42 protein-coding genes are annotated in these 24,459 nt (G+C 67.8%); 40 read left to right on the forward strand and 2 right to left on the reverse strand.

The window, feature by feature from the left end; translation table 11 throughout:
• The 32 genes from B128_RS12255 to rplQ all read left to right on the forward strand — a co-directional run.
• Positions 1–311: EF-Tu C-terminal domain-related protein (locus tag B128_RS12255; protein WP_018111290.1), on the forward strand; the 311-nt coding region annotated here is incomplete at its 5' end.
• An 8-nt stretch (positions 312–319) separates the two neighbouring features.
• The gene (gene rpsJ, locus B128_RS0105570) at positions 320–637 is read left to right on the forward strand and encodes a 30S ribosomal protein S10 (RefSeq protein ID WP_014514873.1); all 318 of its coding nucleotides are present in this window, start codon (positions 320–322) and stop codon (positions 635–637) included.
• Complete coding sequence (rplC, locus tag B128_RS0105575; protein ID WP_018111291.1) at positions 634–1,254, forward strand: 50S ribosomal protein L3; 621 nt, start codon at positions 634–636, stop codon at positions 1,252–1,254. Before rpsJ ends, rplC begins: the two co-directional genes overlap by 4 nt.
• A 14-nt stretch (positions 1,255–1,268) precedes the next feature.
• Positions 1,269–1,886, forward strand: a complete 618-nt coding sequence (rplD, locus tag B128_RS0105580) for a 50S ribosomal protein L4 (protein ID WP_026175052.1) — start codon at positions 1,269–1,271, stop codon at positions 1,884–1,886.
• On the forward strand, positions 1,883–2,173 hold the full coding sequence (locus tag B128_RS0105585; protein WP_018111293.1) for a 50S ribosomal protein L23: 291 nt from the start codon (positions 1,883–1,885) through the stop codon (positions 2,171–2,173). The genes rplD and B128_RS0105585 overlap by 4 nt, the downstream gene beginning before the upstream one ends.
• Positions 2,174–2,223: 50 nt before the next feature.
• Positions 2,224–3,054 carry a 50S ribosomal protein L2 gene (rplB, locus tag B128_RS0105590; RefSeq protein ID WP_018111294.1) on the forward strand — a complete coding sequence of 277 codons (831 nt, stop codon included), beginning with the start codon at positions 2,224–2,226 and terminating at the stop codon, positions 3,052–3,054.
• Positions 3,055–3,062: 8 nt separating this feature from the next.
• Positions 3,063–3,344 (forward strand): 30S ribosomal protein S19, encoded by a 282-nt coding sequence (gene rpsS, locus B128_RS0105595; RefSeq protein WP_018111295.1) that lies wholly within the window; start codon positions 3,063–3,065, stop codon positions 3,342–3,344.
• A gap of 2 nt (positions 3,345–3,346) precedes the next feature.
• The gene (gene rplV, locus B128_RS0105600) at positions 3,347–3,688 is read left to right on the forward strand and encodes a 50S ribosomal protein L22 (RefSeq protein WP_018111296.1); all 342 of its coding nucleotides are present in this window, start codon (positions 3,347–3,349) and stop codon (positions 3,686–3,688) included.
• Entirely contained in the window at positions 3,678–4,397 is a 720-nt protein-coding gene (gene rpsC, locus B128_RS0105605) for a 30S ribosomal protein S3 (protein WP_018111297.1), read from the forward strand. Before rplV ends, rpsC begins: the two co-directional genes overlap by 11 nt.
• Positions 4,398–4,400: 3 nt before the next feature.
• The gene (gene rplP, locus B128_RS0105610; RefSeq protein WP_018111298.1) at positions 4,401–4,826 is read left to right on the forward strand and encodes a 50S ribosomal protein L16; all 426 of its coding nucleotides are present in this window, start codon (positions 4,401–4,403) and stop codon (positions 4,824–4,826) included.
• Complete coding sequence (gene rpmC / locus B128_RS0105615; protein ID WP_018111299.1) at positions 4,813–5,010, forward strand: 50S ribosomal protein L29; 198 nt, start codon at positions 4,813–4,815, stop codon at positions 5,008–5,010. Before rplP ends, rpmC begins: the two co-directional genes overlap by 14 nt.
• Positions 5,003–5,320, forward strand: coding sequence for a 30S ribosomal protein S17 (rpsQ, locus tag B128_RS0105620; RefSeq protein WP_018111300.1), 318 nt, complete (start codon positions 5,003–5,005; stop codon positions 5,318–5,320). The genes rpmC and rpsQ overlap by 8 nt, the downstream gene beginning before the upstream one ends.
• Positions 5,317–5,685, forward strand: a complete 369-nt coding sequence (gene rplN / locus B128_RS0105625; protein ID WP_003043914.1) for a 50S ribosomal protein L14 — start codon at positions 5,317–5,319, stop codon at positions 5,683–5,685. The genes rpsQ and rplN overlap by 4 nt, the downstream gene beginning before the upstream one ends.
• The gene (gene rplX, locus B128_RS0105630) at positions 5,685–6,017 is read left to right on the forward strand and encodes a 50S ribosomal protein L24 (protein WP_018111301.1); all 333 of its coding nucleotides are present in this window, start codon (positions 5,685–5,687) and stop codon (positions 6,015–6,017) included. Before rplN ends, rplX begins: the two co-directional genes overlap by 1 nt.
• Before the next feature lies 1 nt (position 6,018).
• Positions 6,019–6,567, forward strand: a complete 549-nt coding sequence (gene rplE, locus B128_RS0105635) for a 50S ribosomal protein L5 (protein ID WP_018111302.1) — start codon at positions 6,019–6,021, stop codon at positions 6,565–6,567.
• 7 nt (positions 6,568–6,574) lie between these two features.
• The gene (locus B128_RS0105640; RefSeq protein ID WP_018111303.1) at positions 6,575–6,760 is read left to right on the forward strand and encodes a type Z 30S ribosomal protein S14; all 186 of its coding nucleotides are present in this window, start codon (positions 6,575–6,577) and stop codon (positions 6,758–6,760) included.
• A 68-nt stretch (positions 6,761–6,828) separates the two neighbouring features.
• Entirely contained in the window at positions 6,829–7,245 is a 417-nt protein-coding gene (rpsH, locus tag B128_RS0105645; protein ID WP_018111304.1) for a 30S ribosomal protein S8, read from the forward strand.
• The gene (gene rplF / locus B128_RS0105650; protein ID WP_018111305.1) at positions 7,245–7,787 is read left to right on the forward strand and encodes a 50S ribosomal protein L6; all 543 of its coding nucleotides are present in this window, start codon (positions 7,245–7,247) and stop codon (positions 7,785–7,787) included. Before rpsH ends, rplF begins: the two co-directional genes overlap by 1 nt.
• Before the next feature lie 8 nt (positions 7,788–7,795).
• Positions 7,796–8,134, forward strand: coding sequence for a 50S ribosomal protein L18 (gene rplR / locus B128_RS0105655; protein ID WP_018111306.1), 339 nt, complete (start codon positions 7,796–7,798; stop codon positions 8,132–8,134).
• A gap of 20 nt (positions 8,135–8,154) precedes the next feature.
• Positions 8,155–8,628 (forward strand): 30S ribosomal protein S5, encoded by a 474-nt coding sequence (gene rpsE, locus B128_RS0105660; RefSeq protein ID WP_018111307.1) that lies wholly within the window; start codon positions 8,155–8,157, stop codon positions 8,626–8,628.
• Positions 8,628–8,810: a 50S ribosomal protein L30 gene (gene rpmD, locus B128_RS0105665; RefSeq protein ID WP_018111308.1), complete on the forward strand. Its 183-nt coding sequence runs from the start codon at positions 8,628–8,630 to the stop codon at positions 8,808–8,810. Before rpsE ends, rpmD begins: the two co-directional genes overlap by 1 nt.
• Positions 8,807–9,259, forward strand: coding sequence for a 50S ribosomal protein L15 (gene rplO, locus B128_RS0105670; RefSeq protein WP_018111309.1), 453 nt, complete (start codon positions 8,807–8,809; stop codon positions 9,257–9,259). Before rpmD ends, rplO begins: the two co-directional genes overlap by 4 nt.
• Before the next feature lies 1 nt (position 9,260).
• Complete coding sequence (gene secY / locus B128_RS0105675) at positions 9,261–10,577, forward strand: preprotein translocase subunit SecY (RefSeq protein WP_018111310.1); 1,317 nt, start codon at positions 9,261–9,263, stop codon at positions 10,575–10,577.
• A gap of 10 nt (positions 10,578–10,587) precedes the next feature.
• Positions 10,588–11,142 carry an adenylate kinase gene (locus B128_RS0105680; RefSeq protein ID WP_018111311.1) on the forward strand — a complete coding sequence of 185 codons (555 nt, stop codon included), beginning with the start codon at positions 10,588–10,590 and terminating at the stop codon, positions 11,140–11,142.
• On the forward strand, positions 11,142–11,909 hold the full coding sequence (gene map, locus B128_RS0105685; RefSeq protein WP_018111312.1) for a type I methionyl aminopeptidase: 768 nt from the start codon (positions 11,142–11,144) through the stop codon (positions 11,907–11,909). Before B128_RS0105680 ends, map begins: the two co-directional genes overlap by 1 nt.
• 7 nt (positions 11,910–11,916) lie before the next feature.
• Entirely contained in the window at positions 11,917–12,135 is a 219-nt protein-coding gene (gene infA / locus B128_RS0105690; RefSeq protein ID WP_003043942.1) for a translation initiation factor IF-1, read from the forward strand.
• Between the two features lie 8 nt (positions 12,136–12,143).
• On the forward strand, positions 12,144–12,257 hold the full coding sequence (rpmJ, locus tag B128_RS0105695) for a 50S ribosomal protein L36 (protein WP_018111313.1): 114 nt from the start codon (positions 12,144–12,146) through the stop codon (positions 12,255–12,257).
• A 9-nt stretch (positions 12,258–12,266) separates the two neighbouring features.
• Entirely contained in the window at positions 12,267–12,647 is a 381-nt protein-coding gene (gene rpsM, locus B128_RS0105700; protein ID WP_015718087.1) for a 30S ribosomal protein S13, read from the forward strand.
• 67 nt (positions 12,648–12,714) lie between these two features.
• On the forward strand, positions 12,715–13,104 hold the full coding sequence (gene rpsK / locus B128_RS0105705) for a 30S ribosomal protein S11 (RefSeq protein WP_018111314.1): 390 nt from the start codon (positions 12,715–12,717) through the stop codon (positions 13,102–13,104).
• A 13-nt stretch (positions 13,105–13,117) separates the two neighbouring features.
• A complete protein-coding gene (gene rpsD / locus B128_RS0105710; RefSeq protein WP_018111315.1) occupies positions 13,118–13,747 on the forward strand; it encodes a 30S ribosomal protein S4 in 630 nt (209 codons plus the stop codon).
• 51 nt (positions 13,748–13,798) lie between these two features.
• A complete protein-coding gene (locus B128_RS0105715; RefSeq protein WP_018111316.1) occupies positions 13,799–14,737 on the forward strand; it encodes a DNA-directed RNA polymerase subunit alpha in 939 nt (312 codons plus the stop codon).
• Positions 14,738–14,741: 4 nt separating this feature from the next.
• Positions 14,742–15,098, forward strand: coding sequence for a 50S ribosomal protein L17 (gene rplQ / locus B128_RS0105720; RefSeq protein WP_018111317.1), 357 nt, complete (start codon positions 14,742–14,744; stop codon positions 15,096–15,098).
• A gap of 45 nt (positions 15,099–15,143) precedes the next feature.
• Here the strand turns inward: rplQ and B128_RS0105725 are convergent, their stop codons facing one another.
• Positions 15,144–15,623 (reverse strand): DNA cytosine methyltransferase, encoded by a 480-nt coding sequence (locus B128_RS0105725; protein WP_018111318.1) that lies wholly within the window; start codon positions 15,621–15,623, stop codon positions 15,144–15,146.
• A gap of 45 nt (positions 15,624–15,668) precedes the next feature.
• Here B128_RS0105725 and B128_RS0105730 point away from each other — a divergent pair, with 45 nt between their 5' ends.
• Together B128_RS0105730 and B128_RS12260 are read left to right on the forward strand one after the other, a co-directional pair.
• Positions 15,669–16,502 carry a DMT family transporter gene (locus B128_RS0105730; RefSeq protein ID WP_018111319.1) on the forward strand — a complete coding sequence of 278 codons (834 nt, stop codon included), beginning with the start codon at positions 15,669–15,671 and terminating at the stop codon, positions 16,500–16,502.
• Between the two features lie 9 nt (positions 16,503–16,511).
• Positions 16,512–18,278, forward strand: a complete 1,767-nt coding sequence (locus B128_RS12260) for an alpha-amylase family glycosyl hydrolase (protein WP_018111320.1) — start codon at positions 16,512–16,514, stop codon at positions 18,276–18,278.
• On the opposite strand, the gene B128_RS0105740 is transcribed toward B128_RS12260, so the two are convergent.
• A complete protein-coding gene (locus B128_RS0105740; protein WP_018111321.1) occupies positions 18,254–18,790 on the reverse strand; it encodes an HNH endonuclease in 537 nt (178 codons plus the stop codon). The two genes, B128_RS12260 and B128_RS0105740, sit on opposite strands and share 25 nt — an antisense overlap.
• Before the next feature lie 79 nt (positions 18,791–18,869).
• Between B128_RS0105740 and B128_RS0105745 the strand changes: the two genes are divergently transcribed.
• The 6 genes from B128_RS0105745 to B128_RS0105770 are packed head-to-tail and all read left to right on the forward strand — an operon-like array spanning position 18,870 to position 24,454.
• On the forward strand, positions 18,870–20,219 hold the full coding sequence (locus tag B128_RS0105745) for a tetratricopeptide repeat protein (RefSeq protein WP_018111322.1): 1,350 nt from the start codon (positions 18,870–18,872) through the stop codon (positions 20,217–20,219).
• A 1-nt stretch (position 20,220) separates the two neighbouring features.
• On the forward strand, positions 20,221–21,000 hold the full coding sequence (locus tag B128_RS0105750; protein ID WP_018111323.1) for an SPOR domain-containing protein: 780 nt from the start codon (positions 20,221–20,223) through the stop codon (positions 20,998–21,000).
• Positions 20,997–21,632 (forward strand): redox-sensing transcriptional repressor Rex, encoded by a 636-nt coding sequence (locus B128_RS0105755; RefSeq protein WP_018111324.1) that lies wholly within the window; start codon positions 20,997–20,999, stop codon positions 21,630–21,632. Before B128_RS0105750 ends, B128_RS0105755 begins: the two co-directional genes overlap by 4 nt.
• 4 nt (positions 21,633–21,636) lie before the next feature.
• Positions 21,637–22,146 carry a hypothetical protein gene (locus B128_RS0105760; RefSeq protein WP_018111325.1) on the forward strand — a complete coding sequence of 170 codons (510 nt, stop codon included), beginning with the start codon at positions 21,637–21,639 and terminating at the stop codon, positions 22,144–22,146.
• Positions 22,147–22,198: 52 nt separating this feature from the next.
• On the forward strand, positions 22,199–23,146 hold the full coding sequence (locus B128_RS0105765; RefSeq protein WP_018111326.1) for a polyprenyl synthetase family protein: 948 nt from the start codon (positions 22,199–22,201) through the stop codon (positions 23,144–23,146).
• Between the two features lie 48 nt (positions 23,147–23,194).
• The gene (locus B128_RS0105770) at positions 23,195–24,454 is read left to right on the forward strand and encodes a Glu/Leu/Phe/Val family dehydrogenase (protein ID WP_018111327.1); all 1,260 of its coding nucleotides are present in this window, start codon (positions 23,195–23,197) and stop codon (positions 24,452–24,454) included.
• The last annotated feature ends 5 nt before the right edge of the window (positions 24,455–24,459 follow it).

Here is a 24,459-nt window from a genome sequence, read left to right on the forward strand (position 1 = left end):
TATTGGCGAAGCCTGGGAGCATTACGCCGCACACGAAGTTTGAGGCTTCGGTGTACGTGCTGAAGAAGGAGGAGGGGGGCCGGCACACGGGTTTTTTCACGGGGTACCGGCCGCAGTTTTACTTTCGGACGACGGATGTGACGGGGGTGGTGGAGTTGCCCCAGGGGGTGGAGATGGTGATGCCTGGGGACAANGTGACGTTTGTGGTGGAGCTGATCAAGCCGGTGGCGTTGGAGGAGGGTTTGCGGTTTGCCATCCGTGAGGGTGGGCGGACCGTGGGCGCCGGCGTGGTCACCAAGATCCTGGAGTGAGGTGAAGCATGCCCAAGATCCGCATCAAGCTTCGGGGCTTTGACCACAAGACCCTGGACGCCTCGGCCCAGAAGATCGTGGAGGCGGCGAGGCGCTCTGGGGCCCAGGTGTCAGGCCCCGTACCCCTGCCCACCCGGGTGCGGCGCTTCACCGTGATCCGGGGACCCTTCAAGCACAAGGACTCCCGGGAGCACTTTGAGCTCCGCACCCACAACCGCCTGGTGGACATCCTCAACCCCAACCGCAAGACCATTGAGAGCCTCATGTCCCTGGACCTGCCCACCGGGGTGGAGATTGAGATCAAGACCGTGGGAGGTGGCAAGTGAAGGGCATCCTGGGCACGAAGGTGGGCATGACCCGGATCTTCAAGGATGACCGGGCCATCCCCGTCACCGTGATCCTGGCCGGTCCCTGCCCCGTGGTCCAGCGGCGCACCCCGGAGAAGGACGGTTACACCGCGGTGCAGCTGGGTTTCCAGCCCCAGAACCCCAAGCGGGTGAACCGGCCCATGAAGGGGCACTTCGCCAAGGCCGGGGTGGGGCCGGTGCGCATCCTCAAGGAGATTCGGGATTTCAACCCCGAGGCCGACGTGGTGACCGTGGAGATCTTCCAGCCCGGTGAGCGGGTGGACGTGATCGGCACCTCCAAGGGCCGGGGCACCGCCGGGGTCATGAAGCGCTGGAACTTCGCCGGTGGCCCCGACTCCCACGGCGCCCACAAGATCCACCGCCACCCGGGCTCCATCGGTAACCGCAAGACTCCCGGCCGGGTCTACAAGGGCAAGAAGATGGCCGGGCGCTACGGGGCCGAGCGGGTTACCGTGATGAACCTCGAGGTGGTGGACGTGATCCCCGAGGAGAACCTCCTCTTGGTCAAGGGCGCGGTGCCCGGGCCCAACGGCGGCCTGGTGGTGGTGCGCGGGACCAAGAAGGTGGCCCAGTGAGGAAGGAGGACGTGGTGTACCAGATCCCTGTGCTCTCCGCTTCCGGCAAGCGCGAGCTTGCCGCCGACCTCCCCCAGGAGGTCAACCCCCACCTCCTCTGGGAGGTGGTGCGCTGGCAGCTGGCCAGCCGCCGCCGGGGCACCGCCAGCACCAAGACCCGGGGTGAGGTGGCCTACTCCAGCCGCAAGATCTACCCCCAGAAGCACACCGGCCGTGCCCGCCACGGGGACATCGGCGCTCCCATCTTCGTGGGCGGCGGTACGGTGTTCGGCCCTAAGCCCCGGGACTACGGCTACACCCTGCCCAAGAAGGTGCGGAAGGCAGGCCTGGCCATGGCCGTGGCCGACCGGGCCAAGGAGGGGAAGCTCCTTCTGGTGGAGGAGTTCGCTGGCGTGGACGGCAAGACCAAGGCCTTCTTGGCCTGGGCCAAGGGGGCCGGTCTGGACGGCTCCGAGACCGTGCTCCTGGTGACGGCTAACGAGCTCGTGCGCCGCGCCGCCCGTAACCTCCCCTGGGTGGTGACCCTGGCCCCCGAAGGGCTCAATGTCTACGACATCCTGCGCACCCAGCGTCTGGTCATGGACCTCGCGGCCTGGGAGGCCTTCCAGGCCCGGCTGGGAGGTGAGGCATGAAGACCGCCTACGATGTGATCCTGGCCCCGGTGCTCTCCGAGAAGGCCTACGCCGGCTTCGCCGAGGGCAAGTACACCTTCTGGGTCCACCCCAAGGCCACCAAGACCGAGATCAAGAACGCCGTGGAGGCGGCCTTCAAGGTCAAGGTGGTGGGGGTCAATACCCTTACGGTAAGGGGCAAGAAGAAGCGCCTGGGCCGCTACCTGGGCAAGCGCCCTGACCGCAAGAAGGCCATCGTGCAGGTGGCCTCCGGGCAGAAGATCGAGGCCTTGGAGGGCCTCATCTAAACCTCGCCGGGGGGGGAGCCCGGCCCCGATCCGGCAAGGAGGAAACGAGGATGGCAGTCAAGAAGTTCAAACCCTACACCCCAAGCCGCCGCTTCATGACGGTGGCCGACTTCTCCGAGATCACCAAGACCGAACCGGAGAAGTCCTTGGTCAAGCCCCTGAAGAAGACCGGGGGCCGGAACAACCAGGGGCGCGTCACCGTGCGCTTCCGCGGCGGCGGCCACAAGCGGCTCTACCGCATCGTGGACTTCAAGCGCTGGGACAAGGCCGGCATTCCCGCCAAGGTGGCGGCCATTGAGTACGACCCCAACCGCTCCGCCCGCATCGCCCTCCTGCACTACGCCGACGGGGAGAAGCGCTACATCATCGCCCCCGATGGGCTTCAGGTGGGGCAGCAGGTGGTGGCGGGCCCTGATGCCCCCATCCAGGTGGGCAATGCCCTGCCCTTGCGCTTCATCCCCGTGGGTACCGTGGTCCACGCGGTGGAGCTGGAACCCAAGAAGGGCGCCAAGCTGGCCCGCTCCGCCGGCACCAGCACCCAGATCCAGGGCCGGGAAGGGGACTACGTGATCCTGCGCCTGCCCTCGGGGGAGCTCAGGAAGGTCCACGGGGAGTGCTACGCCACCGTGGGCGCGGTGGGCAACGCCGACCACAAGAACATCGTTCTGGGCAAGGCGGGCCGCACCCGCTGGCTGGGCCGCAAGCCCCACGTGCGCGGGGCCGCCATGAACCCGGTGGACCACCCCCACGGCGGTGGTGAGGGCCGGGCGCCCCGGGGCCGTCCCCCCGCCTCCCCCTGGGGTTGGCAGACCAAGGGCCTCAAGACCCGGAAGCGGCGCAAGCCCTCCAGCCGCTTCATCATCGCCCGGCGCAAGAAGTGAGGTGAGCCATGCCGCGTAGCTTGAAGAAGGGCGTTTTCGTAGACGACCACCTCCTGGAGAAGGTGCTGGAGCTGAACGCCAGGGGGGAGAAGCGGCTCATCAAGACCTGGAGCCGCCGTTCCACCATCGTGCCCGAGATGGTGGGGCACACCATCGCGGTCTACAACGGCAAGCAGCACGTGCCCGTCTACATCACCGAGAACATGGTGGGGCACAAGCTGGGAGAGTTCGCGCCCACCCGCACCTACCGGGGGCACGGCAAAGAGGCTAAGGCCACCAAGAAGAAGTAGCCATGGAAGCGAAAGCCATTGCCCGTTACGTGCGCATTGCCCCCAGGAAGGTCCGGCTGGTGGTGGACCTGATCCGGGGGAAGAGCCTTCAGGAGGCCCGCGCCATCCTGCGCTACACCAACAAGCGGGGGGCTTACCACGTGGCCAAGGTGTTGGAGTCCGCCGCCGCCAACGCCGTCAACAACCACGACATGCTGGAGGACCGGCTCTTCGTGAAGGCGGCCTTCGTGGACGAGGGGCCCGCCCTCAAGCGGGTGCTTCCCCGGGCCCGGGGCCGGGCGGACATCATCAAGAAGAAGACCAGCCACATCACCGTGATTCTGGGGGAGAAGCATGGGAAATAAGATCCACCCCATCGGGTTCAGGCTCGGCATCACCCGGGACTGGGAGTCCCGCTGGTACGCGGGCAAGAAGCAGTACCGCCTCCTCCTTCTGGAGGACCAGAAGATCCGCGAGGCCCTGACCAAGGAGCTTTACCCGGCGGGGCTGGCCCGCATTGACATTGAGCGGGCGGCGGACAACGTGGCCGTCACCGTGCACGTGGCCAAGCCCGGCGTGGTCATCGGCCGGGGCGGGGAGAAGATCAAGGTCCTTCGCGACACCCTTTCCAAGCTCACCGGCAAGAACGTGGCCCTCAATGTGCAGGAGATCCACAACCCCAACCTCTCCGCTCCCCTGGTAGCCCAGCGGGTGGCGGAGCAGATTGAGCGCCGCTTTGCCGTGCGCCGGGCCATCAAGCAGGCGGTGCAGCGGGTGATGGAGTCCGGGGCCAAGGGGGCCAAGGTGATCGTGTCCGGGCGTATCGGCGGGGCCGAGCAGGCCCGCACCGAGTGGGCCGCCGAGGGCCGGGTGCCCCTTCACACCCTGCGTGCTAACATAGACTACGGCTTTGCTTTGGCCCGCACCACCTACGGGGTGCTGGGGGTCAAGGCGTACGTCTTCCTGGGCGAGGTGATTGGGGGCCAGAAGGCCAAGGCCCGGCCCGAAGCGCCCAAGGCCGAGGAGAAGCCCCGGCGCCGTCGCCCTGCCGTGCGCGTGAAGAAGGAGGAGTAGGCCATGCTGATGCCCAGGCGCATGAAGTACCGCAAGCAGCACCGGGGCCGGATGAAGGGCGCCGCCAAGGGGGGCGACTACGTGGCCTTCGGGGACTACGGCCTGGTGGCCATGGAACCCGCCTGGATCACCTCCCAGCAGATTGAGGCGGCCCGTGTGGCCATGGTGCGCCACTTCCGCCGTGGGGGCAAGATCTTCATCCGCATCTTCCCCGACAAGCCCTACACCAAGAAGCCCCTCGAGGTCCGGATGGGTAAGGGTAAGGGCAACGTGGAGGGGTACGTGGCGGTGGTGAAGCCGGGCCGGGTGATGTTTGAGGTGGCGGGGGTCACGGAGGCCCAGGCCCTCGAGGCCCTGCGCATCGCCGGCCACAAGCTCCCCATCAAGACCAAGATCGTCAGGAGGGACGCCTACGATGAAGCCCAGTGAGATCCGCAAGCTCGCTCCCGCGGAGATCGAGAAGCTGGTGCGGGAGAAGAAGCAGGAGCTCATGGAGCTCCGCTTCCAGGCCTCCATCGGCCAGCTTTCTCAGAACCACCGGATCCGGGAGACCCGGCGGACCATCGCCCGGCTCCTCACGATCCTGAACGAGAAGAGGAGGGCCAATGCCTAAGAAGGTGCTGACCGGGGTGGTGGTGAGCGACAAGATGCAGAAGACCGTCACGGTCTTGGTGGAGCGCCAGTTCCCCCACCCCCTTTACGGCAAGGTGATCAAGCGCTCCAAGAAGTACCTGGCCCACGACCCCGAGGAACAGTACAAGGTGGGGGACGTGGTGGAGATCGTGGAGGCCCGTCCCATCTCCAAGCGCAAGCGCTGGCGGGTGGTGCGCCTGGTGGAAGGGGGACGGCTGGACCTGGTGGAGAAGTACCTGGTCCGCAGGCAGAACTACCTGAGCCTTTCCAAGCGGGGAGGTAAGGCATGATCCAGCCCCAGACCTACCTGGAGGTGGCCGACAACACCGGGGCCCGCAAGATCATGTGCATCCGGGTGCTGAAGGGCTCCAACGCCAAGTACGCCACCGTGGGGGATGTCATCGTGGCCAGCGTCAAGGAGGCCATTCCCCGGGGGGCGGTGAAGGAAGGGGATGTGGTGAAGGCGGTGGTGGTGCGCACCAAGAAGGAGGTTAAGCGCCCCGATGGCTCGGCCATTCGCTTTGACGACAACGCCGCCGTCATCATCAACAACCAGCTGGAGCCCCGCGGCACCCGCGTCTTCGGCCCCGTGGCCCGCGAGCTGCGCGAGAAGGGCTTCATGAAGATCGTTTCCCTGGCTCCGGAGGTGCTGTGATGCAGGCCAAGCTGCACGTGAAGAAGGGGGACACCGTCCTGGTGGCCTCCGGCAAGTACAAGGGCCAGGTGGGCAAGGTCAAGGCGGTGCTGCCCAAGAAGGGCGCGGTCATCGTGGAGGGGGTGAACCTGGTCAAGAAGGCGGTGCGGGTGAGCCCCAAGTACCCCCAGGGCGGCTTTGTGGAGCAGGAGGCCCCCCTGCACGCCTCCAAGGTCCGGCCCATCTGCCCTGCCTGCGGCAAGCCCACCCGGGTGCGCAAGAAGTTCCTGGAGGACGGACGCAAGATCCGGGCCTGCGCCAAGTGCGGCGGCGCCCTGGACGTGGAGGAGTAAGATGCCCCTGGACGTAGCCCTGAAGAAGAAGTACCTCGAGGAGGTCCGGCCCGAGCTCATCCGCCGCTTTGGCTACCAGAACATCTGGGAGGTGCCCCGCCTGGAGAAGGTGGTGGTGAACCAGGGGTTGGGGGAGGCCAAGGAGGACGCCCGGATTCTGGAAAAGGCCTCCAAGGAGCTGGCCCTCATCACCGGTCAGAAGCCCGCCATCACCCGGGCCAAGAAGTCCATCTCTAACTTCAAGCTCCGCAAGGGGATGCCCATCGGCCTGCGGGTCACCCTGCGCGGCGACCGCATGTGGATTTTCCTGGAGAAGCTCCTCAATGTGGCCCTTCCCCGCATCCGCGACTTCCGCGGGGTGAACCCGGGGAGCTTTGACGGCCGCGGCAACTACAACCTGGGCCTCAAGGAGCAGCTCATCTTCCCCGAGATCACCTACGACATGGTGGACGCCCTGAGGGGCATGGACATCGCGGTGGTCACCACCGCCAAGACCGACGAAGAGGCCAAGGCCCTTCTGGAGCTTCTGGGCTTCCCCTTCCGTAAGTGAGGCGAGCATGGCGAGAAAAGCGCTGATTGAGAAGGCCAAGCGTACCCCCAAGTTCAAGGTGCGGGCCTACACCCGTTGCGTCCGCTGCGGGAGGGCCAGGAGCGTCTACCGGTACTTCGGGCTCTGCCGGCTCTGCCTCAGGGAGCTTGCCCACAAGGGCCAGCTTCCCGGGGTGAAGAAGGCCAGCTGGTAGGCCGTGGCTGGTCGGGGGGGTTCCCTCGAGACCGCATGGTCTAGGAGTGAGGTAAAAGGAGAGAGGAAATGCTGACGGACCCCATTGCCGACATGCTGACCCGGATCCGCAACGCGACCCGGGTCTATAAGGAGAGCACCGAGGTGCCCGCCTCCCGCTTCAAGGAGGAGATTCTCAAGATCCTGGCGCGGGAGGGGTTCATCAAGGGGTACGAGCGGGTGGAGGTGGACGGCAAGCCGGTGTTGCGCATCCACCTGAAGTACGGGCCCCGGCGCCAGGGGCTGGACCCCCGCCCCGAACAGGTGATCAACCACATCCGCCGGATCAGCCGCCCGGGGCGGCGGGTGTACGTGGGGGTCAGGGAGATCCCCCGGGTGCGCCGCGGCCTGGGGATTGCCATCCTGTCCACCCCCAAGGGCGTCCTGACCGACCGGGAGGCCCGCAAGCTGGGCGTGGGCGGGGAACTCATCTGCGAGGTGTGGTGATGTCTAGGATTGGCCGGCTTCCCATTCCGTTGCCCAAGGGGGTCACCGTGGAGGTGGCGCCCGGGCTGGTGAAGGTCAAGGGGCCCAAGGGCGAGCTGGAGGTCCCCGTCTCCCCGGAGATGCGGGTGGTGGTGGAAGGGGGCGTGGTCCGGGTGGAGCGGCCCTCCGATGAGCGCCGCCACAAGAGCCTCCACGGCCTGACCCGCACCCTCATCGCCAACGCCATCAAGGGGGTCTCCGAGGGGTATGTGAAGGAGCTCCTCATCAAGGGCATCGGCTACCGGGCCAGGCTCGCAGGCCGGGCCGTGGAGCTCACCGTGGGCTACAGCCACCCCGTGGTGGTGGAACCCCCCGAGGGCATCACCTTTGAGGTGCCCGAGCCCACCAAGATCCGCGTCCTGGGCATTGACAAGCAACGCGTGGGCCAGGTGGCGGCCAACCTTCGCGCCGTCAAGAAGCCCAGCGCCTACCACGAGAAGGGCATCTACTACGCGGGCGAGCCCGTCCGCCTCAAGCCCGGCAAGGCCGGGGCCAAGAAGTAGGGGGAACCATGGCACGGCTTACCGCATACGAGCGCCGCAAGTTCCGGGTGCGCAACCGCGTCAAGCGCACGGGTAGGCTCCGCCTTTCCGTCTTCCGGAGCCTTAACCACATCTACGCCCAGATCATCGACGACGAGAAGGGGGAGACCCTGGTGGCGGAGTCCAGCCTGGCCCTCAAGCTCAAGGGCAGGAAGACCGAGGTGGCCCGCCAGGTGGGGCTGGCCCTGGCGGAGAAGGCCAAGGCCAAGGGCATCACCCAGGTGGCCTTTGACCGCGGCCCCTACAAGTACCATGGCCGGGTGAAGGCCCTGGCCGAGGGCGCCCGGGAGGGCGGCCTGGAGTTTTAGGCCAAGTCTGAGGAGGGAGCATGCCCGAGACCGACTTTGAGGAAAAGATGATCCTGGTGCGGCGTACCGCCAAGACCTACCAGGGTGGCCGCCGCTTCCGCTTTGGGGCTTTGGTGGTGGTGGGCGACCGGCAGGGCCGGGTGGGCCTGGGCCTGGGCAAGGCCAAGGAGGTCCCCCTGGCGGTGCAGAAGGCCGGGAACTACGCCCGCCGCAACATGGTGGAGGTGCCCATCCAAAACGGCACCATCCCCCACGAGATTGAGGTGGAGTACGGGGCTTCCAAGATCCTTCTCAAGCCCGCGGCTCCCGGCACCGGGGTGATCGCCGGGGCGGTGCCCCGGGCCATCCTGGAGCTGGCGGGGGTGACGGACATCCTCACCAAGGAGCTGGGGAGCCGCAACCCCATCAACATCGCCTACGCCACCATGGAGGCCCTCAGGCAGCTCCAGACCAAGGAGGACGTGAAGCGCCTTCGGAAGGGTGGGGAGGAGTGATGGCCAGGCTGAAGGTCAAGCTGGTGAAGAGCCCCATCGGCTACCCCAAGGACCAGAAGGCCGCCCTGAAGGCCCTGGGGCTCACCAGGCTGCAGAAGGAGAAGGTCTTTGAGGACACCCCCGCGGTGCGGGGCAACATCCAGAAGGTGATCCACCTTCTCCGGGTGGAGGTGTTGGAATGAAGCTCACCGATCTCAAGCCCAACCCTGGGGCCAACAAGAAGCGCAAGCGGGTGGGCCGCGGTCCGGGCTCGGGCCACGGCAAGACGGCCACCCGGGGCCACAAGGGCCAGAAGTCCCGCTCCGGCGGCCTCAAGGACCCGCGCCGCTTTGAGGGCGGGCGCTCCACCACCCTCATGCGCCTGCCCAAGCGGGGCATGCAGGGCCAGGTGCCCGGGGCCATTCCCCGCCCCAAGTACCAGGGGGTGAACCTGAAGGACCTGGCCCGCTTTGAGGGCGAGGTGACCCCCGAGCGCCTGGTGGCGGCGGGCCTCCTCAAGAAGGGCTACCGCCTCAAGGTCCTGGGGGATGGCGAGGCCAAGCCCCTCAAGGTGGTGGCCCACGCCTTCTCCAAGAGCGCCCTGGAGAAGCTGAAGGCCGCAGGCGGCGAAGCCGTCCTCTTGGAGGCCTAAGATGCTGAAGGCCTTCCGGAGCGCGCTCCAGATCCCCGAACTGCGCCAGCGCATCCTCTTCACCCTGCTGGTGCTGGCCGCCTACCGCCTGGGGGCCTTCATCCCCACCCCGGGGGTGGACCTGGACAAAATCCAGGAGTTCCTGCGCACCACCCAGGGCGGGGTGTTTGGCATCATCAACCTCTTTTCCGGCGGCAACTTTGAGCGCTTCTCCATCTTTGCCCTGGGCATCATGCCCTACATCACCGCGGCCATCATCATGCAGCTCCTGGTGAACGTGGTGCCGGCGCTGGAGAAGCTTTCCAAGGAGGGAGAGGAGGGCCGCCGCATCATCAATCAGTACACCCGCATCGGCGGCATCGCTCTGGGGGCCTTCCAGGGCTTCTTCCTAGCCACGGCCTTTTTGGGGGCTGAAGGAGGGAGGTTCCTTCTGCCCGGCTGGTCCCCGGGGCCCTTCTTCTGGCTGGTGGTGGTGGTCACCCAGGTGGCGGGCATTGCCCTCCTCCTCTGGCTGGCGGAGCGCATCACCGAGTACGGCATCGGCAACGGCACCAGCATGATTATCTTCGCCGGCATCGTGGTGGAGTGGTTGCCCCAGATCCTGCGCACCCTTGGCCTCATCCGCACCGGGGAGGTCAACCTGGTGGCCTTCCTCTTCTTCCTGGCCTTCATCGTGCTGGCCTTTGCCGGGATGGCCGCGGTGCAGCAGGCGGAAAGGCGCATCCCCGTGCAGTACGCCCGCAAGGTGGTGGGCCGCAGAGTCTACGGGGGGCAGGCCACCTACATCCCCATCAAGCTGAACGCCGCCGGGGTGATTCCCATCGTCTTCGCCGCGGCCATCCTGCAGATTCCCATCTTCCTCACTGCCCCCTTCCAGGACAACCAGGTCCTGCAGGCCATCGCCAACTTCTTCAACCCCACCCGGCTTTCCGGCCTTCTCCTCGAGGTGGTGCTCATCGTCCTCTTCACCTACGTCTACACGGCGGTGCAGTTTGACCCCAAGCGCATCGCGGAAAGCCTGCGGGAATACGGGGGCTTTATCCCGGGCATCCGCCCCGGGGAGCCCACGGTGAAGTTCCTGGAGCACATCGTCTCCCGCCTCACCCTCTGGGGGGCCTTGTTCCTCGGTTTGGTGGCCGCTTTGCCCCAGATCATCCAGAACATCACCGGGGTGCAGAGCATCGCCTTCTCGGGCATCGGCCTTTTGATCGTGGTGGGGGTGGCCTTGGACACCCTGAGGCAGATTGAAAGCCAGCTGATGCTGAGGAACTACGAGGGGTTCCTCTCCAAGGGCCGCATCCGCGGCCGCACGCGCTAGAGGAGGGAGGATGGGGGAAGCGGTGATCTTCTTGGGGCCGCCGGGGGCGGGGAAGGGCACCCAGGCGGCGAGGTTGGCGGAGGAGCTGGCCTTCAAGAAGCTCTCCACGGGGGACATCCTCCGGGACCACGTGGCCCGGGGGACCCCCTTGGGGGAGCAGGTCAAGCCCATCATGGACCGGGGGGACCTGGTGCCGGATGAGCTCATCCTGGCCCTGATCCGGGAGGAGCTTAGCGAGCGGGTCATCTTTGACGGCTTCCCCCGCACCCTGCCCCAGGCGGAGGCCCTGGACCGCCTCCTGAAGGACACGGGCACCCGTCTTCTGGGCGTGGTCCTGGTGGAGGTGCCGGAGGAGGAGCTGGTGCGGCGGATGCTGCGGCGGGCCGAGTTGGAAGGCCGTTCCGACGACAACGAGGAGACCATCCGCCGGCGGCTGGAGGTGTACCGGGAGAAGACCGAGCCCCTGGTCCAGTATTATGAGAAGACGGGTGCCCTGAAGCGGGTGGAGGGCCTTGGCACCCCCGATGAGGTCTACGCCCGCATCCGGGCGGCCCTGGGAATCTGATGGCCATCAAGCTGAAAAGCCCCTGGGAGATAGAGCGCATGCGGGAGGCGGGTGCCCTCCTCACCGAGGTGGTGGAGGAGGTGGCCCGGCACGTGGCCCCCGGGATCACCACCAAGGAACTGGACCGGATCGCCTATGAGGCCATCCGCCAGCGCAAGGCCAAGCCGGCCTTCCTGGGCCTTTACGGCTTTCCCGCCACCCTCTGCACCTCGGTCAACGAGGTGGTGGTCCACGGCATCCCCTCGGAGGAGCCCCTGAAGGAGGGGGACATCCTCTCGGTGGACGTGGGCCTCATCTACGGGGGCTTTGCCGCGGACATGGCCCGCACCTTCCCCGTGGGCCGGGTCTCCCCGGAGGCGGAAAGGCTCATCCGGGATACTGAGGCCGCCTTCTGGGAGGGGATGAAGTACCTAAGGCCCGGCTTCCGCATCGGCGACGTGGCCCATGCTGTGCAGACCTTTCTGGAGAGCCGGGGCTACGGGGTGGTGCGGGAGTTCGTGGGCCATGGGGTGGGGCGGGAGATCCACGAGGACCCGCAGCTGCCCAACTTCGGCAAGCCGGGCACGGGGCCCAAGATCCGCCCGGGGATGACCCTGGCCCTCGAGCCCATGGTCACCCTGCGCCCGGCCCCTGTGGTAATATTGGAAGATGGCTGGACGGCGAGTGCCGGCAAGGGCAACCTCGCCGCCCACTACGAGAACACCGTCCTGGTGACGGAAGAGGGTCCGGAGCTCCTCACCGGGGTTTCCCTGGTGCGGGCGCAGTAGGAGGGGTATGGCGAAGGAGAAGGACACCATTCGGGCGGAGGGCGTGGTCACCGAGGCGCTTCCCAACACCACCTTTCGGGTGAAGCTGGACTCGGGGCCCGAGATTCTCGCTTACATCTCCGGCAAGATGCGCATGCACTACATCCGCATCCTGCCCGGGGACCGGGTGGTGGTGGAAATTACCCCCTACGACCCCACGCGGGGCCGCATCGTCTACAGGAAGTAGGAGGCGAGATGAAGGTACGGGCGTCGGTGAAGAAAATCTGTGAGAAGTGCAAGGTGGTGCGCCGGCACGGCCGGGTGTACGTGATCTGCGAGAACCCCAAGCACAAGCAGCGTCAGGGCTAAGGAGGGAACGTGGCGAGGATTGCAGGTGTAGAGATTCCCAGGAACAAGCGGGTGGACGTGGCCCTCACCTACATCTACGGGGTGGGGCCGGCCCGGGCCAAGGAGGCCCTGGAGAAGACGGGGATCAACCCCGCGACCCGGGTCAAGGACCTCACGGAGGCCGAGGTGGTCCGCCTCCGGGAGTACGTGGAGAACACCTGGAAGCTGGAGGGGGAGCTCAGGGCGGAGGTGGCCGCCAACATCAAGCGGCTCATGGACATCGGCTGCTACCGCGGCCTCCGGCACCGTAGGGGCCTGCCCGTGCGGGGCCAGCGCACCCGCACCAACGCCCGTACCCGCAAGGGCCCCCGCAAGACCGTGGCGGGCAAGAAGAAGGCCCCCAGGAAGTAAGCCCTGAAGCCATTTAGGGCCAGTAGATACTCCGAGTTCGCGGCGCAGCCGTAGCCAGAGGGAGAGTATGGCCAGAAAAGTTACCAAGAAGAAGGTCAAAAGGCAGGTGGCGAGCGGGAAGGCCTACATCCACGCTTCCTACAACAACACCATCGTCACCATCACCGACCCGGACGGCAACCCCATCACCTGGTCCTCGGGCGGGGTCATCGGCTACAAGGGGAGCCGGAAGGGCACCCCCTACGCGGCCCAGCTGGCGGCCATGGACGCCGCCAAGAAGGCCATGGCCTATGGCATGCAGAGCGTGGACGTGGTGGTTCGCGGCACCGGGGCGGGCCGGGAGCAGGCCATCCGCGCCCTCCAGGCCTCGGGCCTCCAGGTGAAGTCCATCGTGGACGACACCCCCGTGCCCCACAACGGCTGCCGGCCCAAGAAGAAGTTCCGCAAGGCCTCGTAAGGAGTAAGAGAAGATGGGTCGTTACATTGGACCAGTTTGCCGTCTTTGCCGCCGGGAAGGAGTGAAGCTGTACCTGAAGGGGGAGCGGTGCTACACCCCCAAGTGCGCCATGGAGCGCCGTCCCTACCCTCCGGGGCAGCACGGGCAGAAGCGCACCCGCCGCCCTTCGGACTACGCGGTGCGCCTCCGGGAGAAGCAGAAGCTCCGCCGCATCTACGGGATTTCCGAAACCCAGTTCCGCAACCTCTTTGAGGAGGCGAGCCGCAAGAAGGGCGTCACGGGCACGGTCTTCCTGGGCCTTCTGGAGTCCCGCCTGGACAACGTGGTCTACCGCCTGGGCTTCGCCGCCAGCCGCCGCCAGGCCCGGCAGATGGTGCGCCACGGGCACATCACCGTCAACGGCCGCCAGGTGGACCTCCCCGCCTACCGGGTAAAGCCCGGGGATGAGATCGCCATCGCCGAGGGGAGCCGGAACCTGGCCTTCATCCGCGAGAACCTCGAGGCCATGAAGGGCCGCAAGGTGGGTCCCTGGCTTTCCCTGGACGCGGAGGGCATGAAGGGCAAGTTCCTGCGGCTACCCGACCGCGAGGATCTGGCCCTGCCCGTGAACGAGCAGCTGGTGATTGAGTTCTACTCCAGGTAATTCCCTGGGGGCCTGGCGGGTCCAGGCCCCCCTGCGCCTGCAAGGAGGCCTATGTTTGAGACCAAGCTGAAAGCCCCGGTCTTCACGGTGCGCACCCAGGGGCGGGAGTACGGGGAGTTCGTCCTGGAGCCCCTGGAGCGGGGGTTCGGCGTCACCCTGGGCAACCCCTTGAGGCGGATCCTCCTCTCCTCCATTCCCGGGACCGCGGTCACCAGCGTCTACATTGAGGACGTGCTCCACGAGTTCTCCACCATCCCCGGGGTCAAGGAGGACGTGGTGGAGATCATCCTGAACCTGAAGGAGCTGGTGGTGCGCTTCCTGGACCCCAAGATGCAGACCACCACCCTGGTCCTTCGGGCCGAGGGCCCCAAGGTGGTGCGGGCGGCCGACTTCACCCCTTCCGCCGACGTGGAGATCCTCAACCCCGACCTGGCCATCGCCACCCTCGAGGCCGGCGGCAAGCTCTACATGGAGGTGCGCGTGGACCGCGGCGTGGGCTACGTCCCCGCGGAGCGCCACGGCATCAAGGACCGCATCAACGCCATTCCCGTGGACGCCCTCTTCTCCCCCGTGCGCCGGGTGGCCTTCCAGGTGGAGGATACCCGCCTGGGGCAGCGCACCGACCTGGACAAGCTCACCCTGCGGGTCTGGACCGACGGCTCCATCACCCCCCTGGAGGCCCTCAACAAGGCGGTGGAGATCCTGCGGGACCACCTGGCCTACTTCGCCAACCCCCAGACCACGGTCCTGCCCGCTGCCGAACCCGCCCCCGAGCGGCCGGAGAAGGAGGAGGACCTGGACCTGCCCCTGGAGGAGCTGGGGCTTTCCACCCGGGTGCTCCATGCCCTCAAGGAGGAGGGCATTGAGTCCGTGCGGGCCCTCCTGGCCCTGAACCTCAAGGACCTGAAGAACATCCCCGGCATCGGGGAGAGGAGCCTGGAGGAGATCCGCGAGGCCCTGGAAAAGCGGGGCTTCGCCCTGAAGGAGTGAGACCATGCGCCACCTGAAGTCTGGAAGGAAGCTTAACCGGCACTCTTCCCACCGTCTGGCCCTCTACCGCAACCAGGCCAAGAGCCTCCTGGCCCACGGGCGCATCACCACCACCGTGCCCAAGGCCAAGGAGCTCACCGGCTTCGTGGACCACCTCATCCACCTGGCCAAGCGGGGAGACCTGCACGCCCGCCGCCTGGTCCTTCGGGACCTGCAAGACGTGAAGCTGGTGCGCAAGCTCTTTGACGAGATTGCTCCCAAGTACCAGAACCGCGCCGGCGGGTACACCCGGGTCCTGAAGCTGGCCGAGCGCCGCCGGGGGGACGGGGCTCCCCTGGCCCTGGTGGAGCTGGTGGAGTAGCCTCTACCCGGGCGTCCCGCCCCGGTCCGTGCCGGGCGGGGCGCCTTAGCTTTTCCCCCCGTTTCCCTGACCTCCCAGGAGGCGAAGGACCTGGTCCTCCAGCTCGCCGATGTAGGCGGCCAGGGTGTTGCCGTGCTTTTCCAGCATCTCGCGCACCCGGGCCTCGAGGGCCAGGATCTCCCCCTTCTCCGCCTCGGCCAGGCGTTGGAACTCCGCCTCCAGGTAGCGCCTCAGCTCGGTGTAGCGGCTTTGCTCCGCCTCCTCGGCCAGCTTCTTGTAGTGGAGGAGCTCCCGGGCGTAGCGCCGCACCTCCAGGAGGGCCGCGGTTTCCAGCCCGATGGTGAAGAGGAGGTAGAGGAGGGAGACCGTCCCCAGGGCCACCACCAGCACCAGGCCCAGGGGGGCCTCCACCCGGGTCAGCCCCAGGGAGAGGGTGGTGGGCCGGGTGATCTCCCCCCAGTTGAGCCAGGAGAAGAGGACGAGGAGGAGCAGGACGATGAGGGCAAAAAGGGTACGGGCGCTCATAGCGTGGCCTCCATAGGGCACCTTGGGGGATTATACTCTTTCGCCATGGGCTACCTGTACCTGCTCCTGGCGGCCTCCTTGTGGGGGCTTCTCGGCCCGGTGAGCCGGCTGGCCTTCCAGGAGGGGCTTTCTCCCCTCTTGGTGGCCTTCTTTCGCGCGGTCATCGCCTGGGTTTTCTTCGCCCTGCACGCCCTTTTTCTGCGCCAGGTGCGGGTGGCCCCAAGGGACCTTCCCGTCCTCCTCCTCTTCGGCCTGGTGGGGGTTTCCCTCTTCTATGGAAGTTATCAGCTGGCGGTGGGGTATGGGGGGGCGGCCCTGGCCTCGGTCCTCCTCTACACCGCTCCCGCCTGGGTGGCCCTGCTCTCTGCCCTGGTGCTGAAGGAGCCCCTGGACCGCACTGGTCTTCTGGCGGTGGGCCTCACCCTCCTGGGGGTGGCCCTCATGGGCCTGGGCGGGGGGAGCGAGGTGCGGACCGGGCCCCTGGCCCTCCTCTTTGGCCTTCTCTCCGGCTTCACCTACGCCCTTTACTACATCTTCGGCAAGCTCTACCTGCCCCGCTACGCCACCCCCACCCTCTTCCTCTATGCCCTGCCCGTGGGGGCCCTGGGGCTTTGGCCCTTCGTGGACTTCGTCCCCCTAGGTCCCAAGGCCCTCCTGGCCCTCCTCTTCCTGGGCACCTTTTCCACCTACGGGGCCTACCTGGCCTACTACGCGGGGCTCAGGCGGCTTCCCGCCACCCGGGCCAGCGTGGTGGCCACCCTCGAGCCCGTGGTGGCCAACCTCTTCGCCTTCCTCCTCTTCCGGGAGGTGCTTTCCCCCCTGGGCTACCTGGGGGCCCTTCTCGTCCTCCTGGCCGTCCTCCTCAGCGTGCGGCGGTAGACTCGGGTCATGAAACGCTTCCACGTCCTCGGGGGGCTCCTTAGCCTCCTCCTGGGGGTGGCCCTGGCCCAGGCCCACGACCCGGCCAACCCCGCCCAGTTTTCCCGCCTGCCCCAGGGGTACGCGGTGCGCTTCCAGGCCCCGGCGGAGGCGGTACGGGAGGCCTCCTTGCTCCAGGAAGGCCGGGTCTGGCCCATGGCCCGCCAGCTGGTCTTCGCCGGGCAGGAGGTCTGGCGGGGCCTCCTGCCCGAGGCCGCACCCTACCGGATACGCCTGCGCACCCAGGGGGGCGAGCGGGTGCTGGGTCCTTTCCAGCCGCCTGCCCGGCCCTTCCAGGCCCTGCCCTGGGTGGGGGAGCGGGTGGGCTACCAGGTCTTCCCCGACCGCTTCCAAAACGGCGATGCCGGCAACGATGCCCTGGCCCTAGAAAGCGACGAGTACCGCTTCAACCAGGTCTGGCAGGAAGGGGGTGGCCCCAGGCCCCACCTCGCCCGCTGGGAGGACCCCCCAAGCCCGCTGCACTGCTGCCACCAGTACTACGGGGGGGACCTGAAGGGCCTTTTGGAGCGCCTCCCCTACCTGGCGGAGCTGGGGGTGGGGCTTTTGTACCTCAACCCCATCTTCCTCTCGGGAAGCGTCCACGGCTACGACACCCACGACTACCTGCAGGTGGCTCCCCGCCTGGGGGATGAGGCCCTTTTGCGGGGGGTTTTGGAGCGGGCCCACGCCCTGGGCATACGGGTCCTCTTTGACTTCGTCCCCAACCACACGGGCCTGGGCTTCTTTGCCTTCCAGGACGTGGTGCGGCGGGGAAGGGCCTCCCCCTACTGGGGCTGGTACTTCATCCGGCGCTACCCCTTCAAGCCCGGGGATGCCACGGCCTACGAGGCCTGGTGGGGGGTGGGGAGCCTGCCCAAGCTGAACACGGGAAACCCGGAGGTGCGGGCCTACCTCTACCGGGTGGCGGAACACTGGGTGCGCTTTGGCTTTGATGGGGTGCGGGTGGACGTACCCGAGGACCTTCTGGAGGCCAAGGCCTTCTTCCGCGAGCTGAAGGGTAGGCTCAGGGCCCTCAACCCCGAGGTCTACCTGGTGGGGGAGATCTGGCGGCGGGCCCCAGACTGGGTGGGGGAGGAGGCCTTTGACAGCCTGATGAACTACGCCCTCGGCCGGGACATCGTGCTTCGCTACGCCCAGGGGCTCCATCCCGCCCTTTTCGGGGGGCCGCGGGCCCTGGCCCAGCTGGCCGAGGCCTACGCCCTCTACCCCGAGGCGGCCAGCGCCATGGGGTTCAACCTGATCAGCTCCCACGACACCTCCCGCCTCCTTTCCGACCTGGGAGGAGACGTGGCCAGGGCCCGGCTGGCCTGGGCCCTGCTCTTTGCCCTGCCCGGGGCCCCGGTGGTCTGGCAGGGGGAGGAGTGTGCCCTTCAGGGGGCCAAAGAGCCCCTGGACCTGCAGCGGCAGCCCATCCCCTGGGAGGCCTGCCAGGGAGAGATGCGTGCCTTCATCCAGGGGCTCGCCCGCTTGAAGGCCCGTGAGCCCGCCCTGCGCGGGGGGTACCTGGCCACCCACCTGGCCGAGGGGGGCATGCTCTCCTTCTGGCGTGGGGAAGGGGAGGAGCGCCTCCTCCTGGCCTTCAACAACCAGAAGGCTCCCGCCCTCTTGCCCCTTCCCCAGGGGACCTGGGAGGACCTCCTGACGGGCTCCCGCTTCCAGGGGCAGGTGGAGGTGCCGGGGGTAGGGGCGCGCTACCTCAAGAGGGCCTCGAGGTAGGGCTTCCAGTCCTCAGGGATTTCCTTGAGCTCGGCCAAAAAAAGGGGCGCCCTGGGCGCCCGCGGGGGCTTCTGCAGGCGCATGCCGGCCTCCTCAGGGGTGCGGTCCCCCTTCTTGAGGTTGCAAGGACGGCAGGCGGCCACCAGGTTCTCCCAGGTGCTCTGGCCGCCCCGGCTTTTGGGCAGGACGTGGTCCACGGTGAGCTCGCTTCCCTGGCGGCCGCAGTACTGGCAGGTGTAGCGGTCCCGCCGCAGGACGTTGCGGCGGTTCAGGGGCACGCGGCTTGGCCCCCGCCGCACCAGCCGCTTCAGGCGGATGACGCTGGGGACGGGGACCTTGGTGGAAGGCGTGTGCAGGTAGCGCCCGCTTTCCGAAAGCATCTCCGCCCCTCCCGAAAGCACCAGGAGGACGCTTCGCTTGATGCTGGCCAGCCCCAGGACCTCGTAGGCGGCGTTGAGCACCAGGACCCTGGGGGCATCCAGGTCCGAGGCCTTGTGGGGAGCCGGGCCCACGTACCCAGGATAGCAAAACGGGCGGGGGTTCCCCTGGAGCTGTGCTATGCTAAGGGCAACGACGGGTTTGGAGGCCCTTATGACGAAACCCTTTTGCAAAGCCCTGCCGCTTCTCCTGGGACTGGGCCTAGCCTGGGCCCAGCCCTCCTTGGAGCAGGCGGAGGCGCTGTTCAAGGCGGGAGACTACGCCCAAGCGGCTTTGGCCTATGAGGGGGTGCTGGCCCAGGACTACGGCCGCTTTGAGGCCCACCTGGGCCTGGGGGCGGCCCTCTTCCGCCTGGGGCGTCTGGACGAGGCCCGCTTTGCCTTTGACCAGATGGTCCGGGTTTTCCCCGACCGCTACGAGGGCCACTTCAACCTCGGCCAGGTCTACCTGCGCCTGGGCAAGCCCCAGGAGGCGGCCGAGGCCTTCGCCAGGGCCGCGGAGTTGAGGCCCACCGAGGAGGCCTACCTGGGTCTTTCCACCGCCCTGCTCCAGGCAGGGCAGGCCAAGGAGGCCGCGGAGGCCCTAAAAAAAGGCCTCACCCCGGAGCGTAGCCTGGCCTACCGCCTGGCCCTGGCCAAGGCCCTGTACGCCTCCGGGGCCCGGGCGGAGGCCGTGCCCGTGCTCTATGCCCTCCTCAACCAGGAGGCCAGGGTGGCGGAGGCCTGGGAGCTTCTGGCCCGCATCCTGGCCGAGGAGGGCCTGAAGGCCCGGGCCCTGCGGGAGCTGGACCGGGGGCTCCAGGCGGTGGAGGGCAAGGACCGGGCCCGCCTCCTCCTGCGCAAGGCCCTCCTTTCCGAGCGCCCCGAGCCCCTCTTGCGCGAGGCTTATGCCCTGGACCCCTCCCTGTGGGAGGCGGCCTACCTCCTGGGCCAGTCCCGCCTCCAGGCAGGGGACCCCAAGGGGGCCTTGGGCTTCTTGGTGGCCGCCTACCGGGTGAGCCCGGAGCCCCAGGTGGCCTTGGCCCTGGCCTCGGCTTACCTGGAGCTTAAGGACCACCGGAACGCCTACCGTTATGCCGATGAGGCTGGCCCCCCAGGGGCCTTCCTCAAGGCCCAGGCGGCCTACGCCTTGGGGCGCAAGGCCGAGGCCCTGGCCCTGCTGGAGGGGGTTTCCGCTCCTGAGGCCCAAGCCCTGCGGGGAGCTTTGCTCTTGGAGCTGGGCCGGGCGGAAGAGGCGGTGGCCGTTCTCCGGCCCCTCTACGAGGCCCGGCGGGAGCCCCAGGTGGGGGTGAACCTGGCCGCGGCCCTATTGGCCCTTCGGCGCTTCGGGGAGGCGGAGCTCCTCCTGCGGGAGGTCCTGGCCCGCGCCCCTCGTCTCGCTGCCGCCTGGTACAACCTGGGGGTCGCCCTCCAGGGCCTCGCCCGGGAGGCGGAGGCGGAACGGGCCCTGAGGCAGGCGGCCGCCTTGGGCTCCCTCGAGGCCCAAAAGCTCCTTCGGAGGTAGGATGCGCTGGCTTCGGGAAAACTGGCTGGACCTCCTCATCTTCCTGCTCATCGCCCTGGTGGCCGCGGGCATCGTCCTCTACCTTACGGGCATCAATCCCTTTGCCCGCCCTTCGGGGCAGGCCGTTGTTCCCCAGGCCCCGGAAGCACCGCCTCCCCCGGCTTCGGTGGCCCCTCCGGCCCCTTCCCCGCAGGCCCCCGCCCCCACGGAGAAGGCCCCTGAGCCGGTGGTGACCGTCCTCCCCCTGCCCCAGGCCCCCGCCGAGCCCAAGCCGGAGGCCAGAGAAACCCCCAAACCCACCCCTTCGGGCCAGGCCTCGAGGCCCCCGTCCCCTGCTCCCCAGGGGAGCTACCGAGTGGCGGTGGGCGCCTTCGCCAGCCCGGAAAACGCCGCCCGGCTCCGCCAGGAGCTGGCGCAAAAGGGCTACCCCGTGCGCCTGGAGCCTGCGGGGAACCTCACCCGGGTGGTGGTGGGCCCCTATGCCAGCGAGGCCGAGGCCCAGCGCGTGGCCCAGGCCCTGGCCGCCTACGGGGCCCAAGTGTACCGCGGCCAGGGGGCGGCCCCGCCTCCCCAGGGGGTCATCTACCTGCAGGTGGGAGCCTTCCAGAAGGAGGAGAATGCCCTGGCCCTGGCGGAAAAGCTCAAGGGGATGGGCCTGCCCGTGGTGCTGGTGAAGGACGGGGTTTACCGGGTGCGGGTGGGCCCCGTGGCCGAGGGGGAGAAGGAGGCCGTCAAGGCCCAGGTGGCGGCCTTGGGCCTCGAGGCCGTGGAGGTGCGATGAAAGTCCCCAGCGCCGCCATCAGCCGCCTGGTCACCTACCTCCGTATCCTGGAGGAGTTGGAGGCCAAGGGCATCCACCGCACCAGCTCCGAGCAGCTGGCCGAGGAGGCCCAGGTGACCGCCTTCCAGGTGCGCAAGGACCTCTCCTACTTCGGCTCCTACGGCACCCGGGGGGTGGGGTACACGGTGCCCGTGCTCAAGCGGGAGTTGCGCCACATCCTGGGCCTGAACCGCCGCTGGGGCCTGTGCATTGTGGGCATGGGGCGGTTGGGGAGTGCCCTGGCCGACTACCCTGGCTTCGGCGAGAGCTTTGAACTCCGGGGCTTCTTTGACGTGGACCCCGCCAAGATCGGCCGCCCGGTGCGGGGCGGAGTGGTGGAGCCCATGGACCTCCTGCCCCAGAGGGTGCCCGGGCGCATAGAGATTGCCCTCCTCACCGTGCCCCGGGAGGCGGCCCAGGAGGCGGCGGACCGCCTGGTGGCCGCGGGCATCAAGGGCATCCTCAACTTCACCCCCGTGGTCCTGGAGGTGCCCAAGGAGGTGCCGGTGGAGAACGTGGACTTCCTGGCTGGACTGGCGCGGCTTTCCTTCTCTATACTGAACCCTAAGTGGCGAGAGGAGATGATGGGGTGAGATTATGAAAGGACCTAGGCTTATTGCTGGATTTATCCTGGCCCTGGCCCTCACGGCCTGTTCAGATGTCTTCTTCCAGCAACCTTACCGTGTGCTCCTGGAGCCAGCCCAGCTGGGGTACGAGGTGGATGACCAGGGCAAAATTACCGTGGTGGGCAACAACGCCTTTGTTCAGGTAGCCCCTGGGGCTCCGGGTGGATATTTGGAGCGCTACGAGTACCTGGTGGTGGACGACTCCGGGAATGAAGTCTTTTCTGGTGCGTCCTTGGGAAGTGGTTTTGTGGCGGTGGAAGTCCCTGCCGGCCGGGAAGTGGTTGATGGGCAGGTGCGCTATGCGGCCAAGCAGTCCCAGCCCTTCCGCTTCAGCCTGGACGGCAGGGTGGCCATAGAGCACCTTAATCAGGGCGGACCTCTTAACTGGCGTTATCTGGTGACCTGGTACGTCACCACATCCAATGGCGGGGTGGTGCGTTGGACGCAGGAGTATCAGGTCAAGTACCCCTTGCGGCCTTAGGAAGTGTCTTACCCCAGATAGACTGGGGGTATCTAGGGCTATACTGGGGGGCGTGACGGCGTTAGAGGCCCTCGAGGCCCCCCTGCTCCGCTTTGAGGAGGCCCTTTCCGAGCTGGTCCAGTCCGACGTCCTTTTCCTCCGCCTCATCCACCAGGACCTGGTGACCGCCGGGGGTAAGCGCATCCGCCCCCGGCTGGTCTTTCTGGCCTCGAGGGCCCTGGGAGGAGCCCCCTTTGAACTGGAGCTTGCCCTGGCGGTGGAGCTCCTGCACTCCGCCACCCTCCTTCACGACGACCTCATTGACGACGCCGAGACCCGCCGGGGCAAGGAGGCGGCCTTCCGCCGCTATGGCAACGCGGTTTCCGTGCTCTCAGGGGACTTCCTCCTTTCCCGCCTCCTCCATACCTTGGCCAGGACGGGGCGGATGGAGCTGGTGGAGCGCTTTGCCCAGGTGGCCAAGACCCTTTCCGAGGGGGAGGTGCTCCAGTTCCAGGTGGCGGCCCTGGAGGACTACTCCCTGGCCAACTACGAGCGCATCATCACCGCCAAGACCGCCGTCCTCATGGAGCTCTGCACCGAGGGGCCGGCCCTTTTGCGGCGGGAGGCGCCGGAGGTGCGGGCGGCCCTGGCCCGCTTCGGCCTCCTCTACGGCCAGGCCTTCCAGATGCGGGACGACTACCTGGACCTGATGGGCACCCCCGAGGCCCTGGGCAAGCCCGTGGGAGGGGACGTACGCGAGGGCAAGGCCACCCTCATCACCCTCCTCCTCATGGAGCGCTTCCCCGAGGTGCGGGAGGTGCTCCGCCGCCGGGGCCGTGAGCCGGGGGACCTGGAGTGGCTCAGGCAGCTGGCCCGGGAGAGCGGGGTGGCCCAGGAGGTGGAGGCCCGCATCCGGGAGCGGGCCTGGCAGGCGGTGGAGGCCCTGGAACCCCTTCCCCAAACCCCCTACAAGGAGGCCCTGAAGGCCCTGGCCCTCAAGGAGGCGGAGCGGCTGGCCTGAGGGCGGTTTGTCCCCGGGGCCCGGGGTATAATCCCCCTCGGTGATGCTATGAGCCTGCCCGCCTACCGGCCTCCCGAGGACCCAAGCCTCTGGGAGGCCTTTCTGGAGCGGTTGGAGAAGACCCTGAAGGTGGCCCACATCCACCCCACCACGGTGGAGTACCTGGCCCACCCCAAGCGGCTCGTCACCGTCTCCCTCCCCGTGGTGATGGACGACGGCAAGGTGCGGGTCTTCCAGGGCTACCGGGTGGTGCACGACATCGCCCGCGGCCCTGCCAAGGGAGGGGTGCGCCTCCACCCCTCGGTGACCCTGGGCCAGACCGCCGGCCTGGCCGCCTGGATGACCCTCAAGGCCGCGGTGTACGACCTTCCCTTCGGCGGGGCGGCCGGGGGGGTGGCGGTGGACCCCACCCGCCTTTCCCAACGGGAGCTGGAACGCCTAGTGCGGCGCTACACCGCGGAGCTCGTCAACCTCATCGGCCCCGATATGGACATCCTGGGGCCCGATGTGGGCACGGACGAGCAGGTCATGGCCTGGATCATGGACACCTACTCCATGACCGTGGGCTCCACCGTGCCCGGGGTGGTGACGGGCAAGCCCCACGCCCTGGGGGGCACGGCCGGCCGGGACGACGCCGCGGGGCTAGGGGTGGCCCTGGTGCTCAAGGAGCTGGCCCGGAGGCGGGGGCTTCCCCTAGAGGGGGCCAGGGTGGCCGTGCAGGGGTTCGGCCAGGTGGGAGGGGCCTTCGCCCTCCACGCCCAGGCCCTGGGCCTCAAGGTGGTGGCCGTCTCCACCCGGCGGGGGGCCATGTACCAGGAGGAGGGGCTGGACGTGGCCGGGGTCTTGCGCCACTACGAGGCCACGGGGGAGCTCCCCCGGTATGACCTCCCCGCGGACGAGCTCTTCGCCCTGCCCGTGGACTACCTGGTCCTGGCGGCCCTCGAGGGCGCCCTGGACGGGGAAAGGGCCAAGGGGGTCCGGGCCAAGGTGGTGCTGGAGGCGGCCAACTTCGGCCTCACCGCCGAGGCGGAGGCCTACCTCCTGGGCAAGGGGGTGCTGGTGGTGCCCGACCTCCTCACCGGGGGCGGGGGGCTTCTGGCCAGCTACCTGGAGTGGGTGCAGGACCTCAACATGTTCTTCTGGAGCGAGGAGGAGGTGCGGGCAAGCTTTGCCAAGACCGTGGCCAAGGCGGTGGCCGAGGTGTGCGGGCGGGCTGAGGCCCTGGGGACCGACCTGCGCACCGGGGCCCTGGCCCTGGCCCTGGAGCGGGTTAACGAGGCCACCCGGCTTCGCGGCGTTTACCCATAGGAGCG

It is taken from the genome of Thermus igniterrae ATCC 700962 (genome assembly GCF_000376265.1).
GTDB classification, from domain to species: Bacteria; Deinococcota; Deinococci; order Deinococcales; family Thermaceae; genus Thermus; species Thermus igniterrae.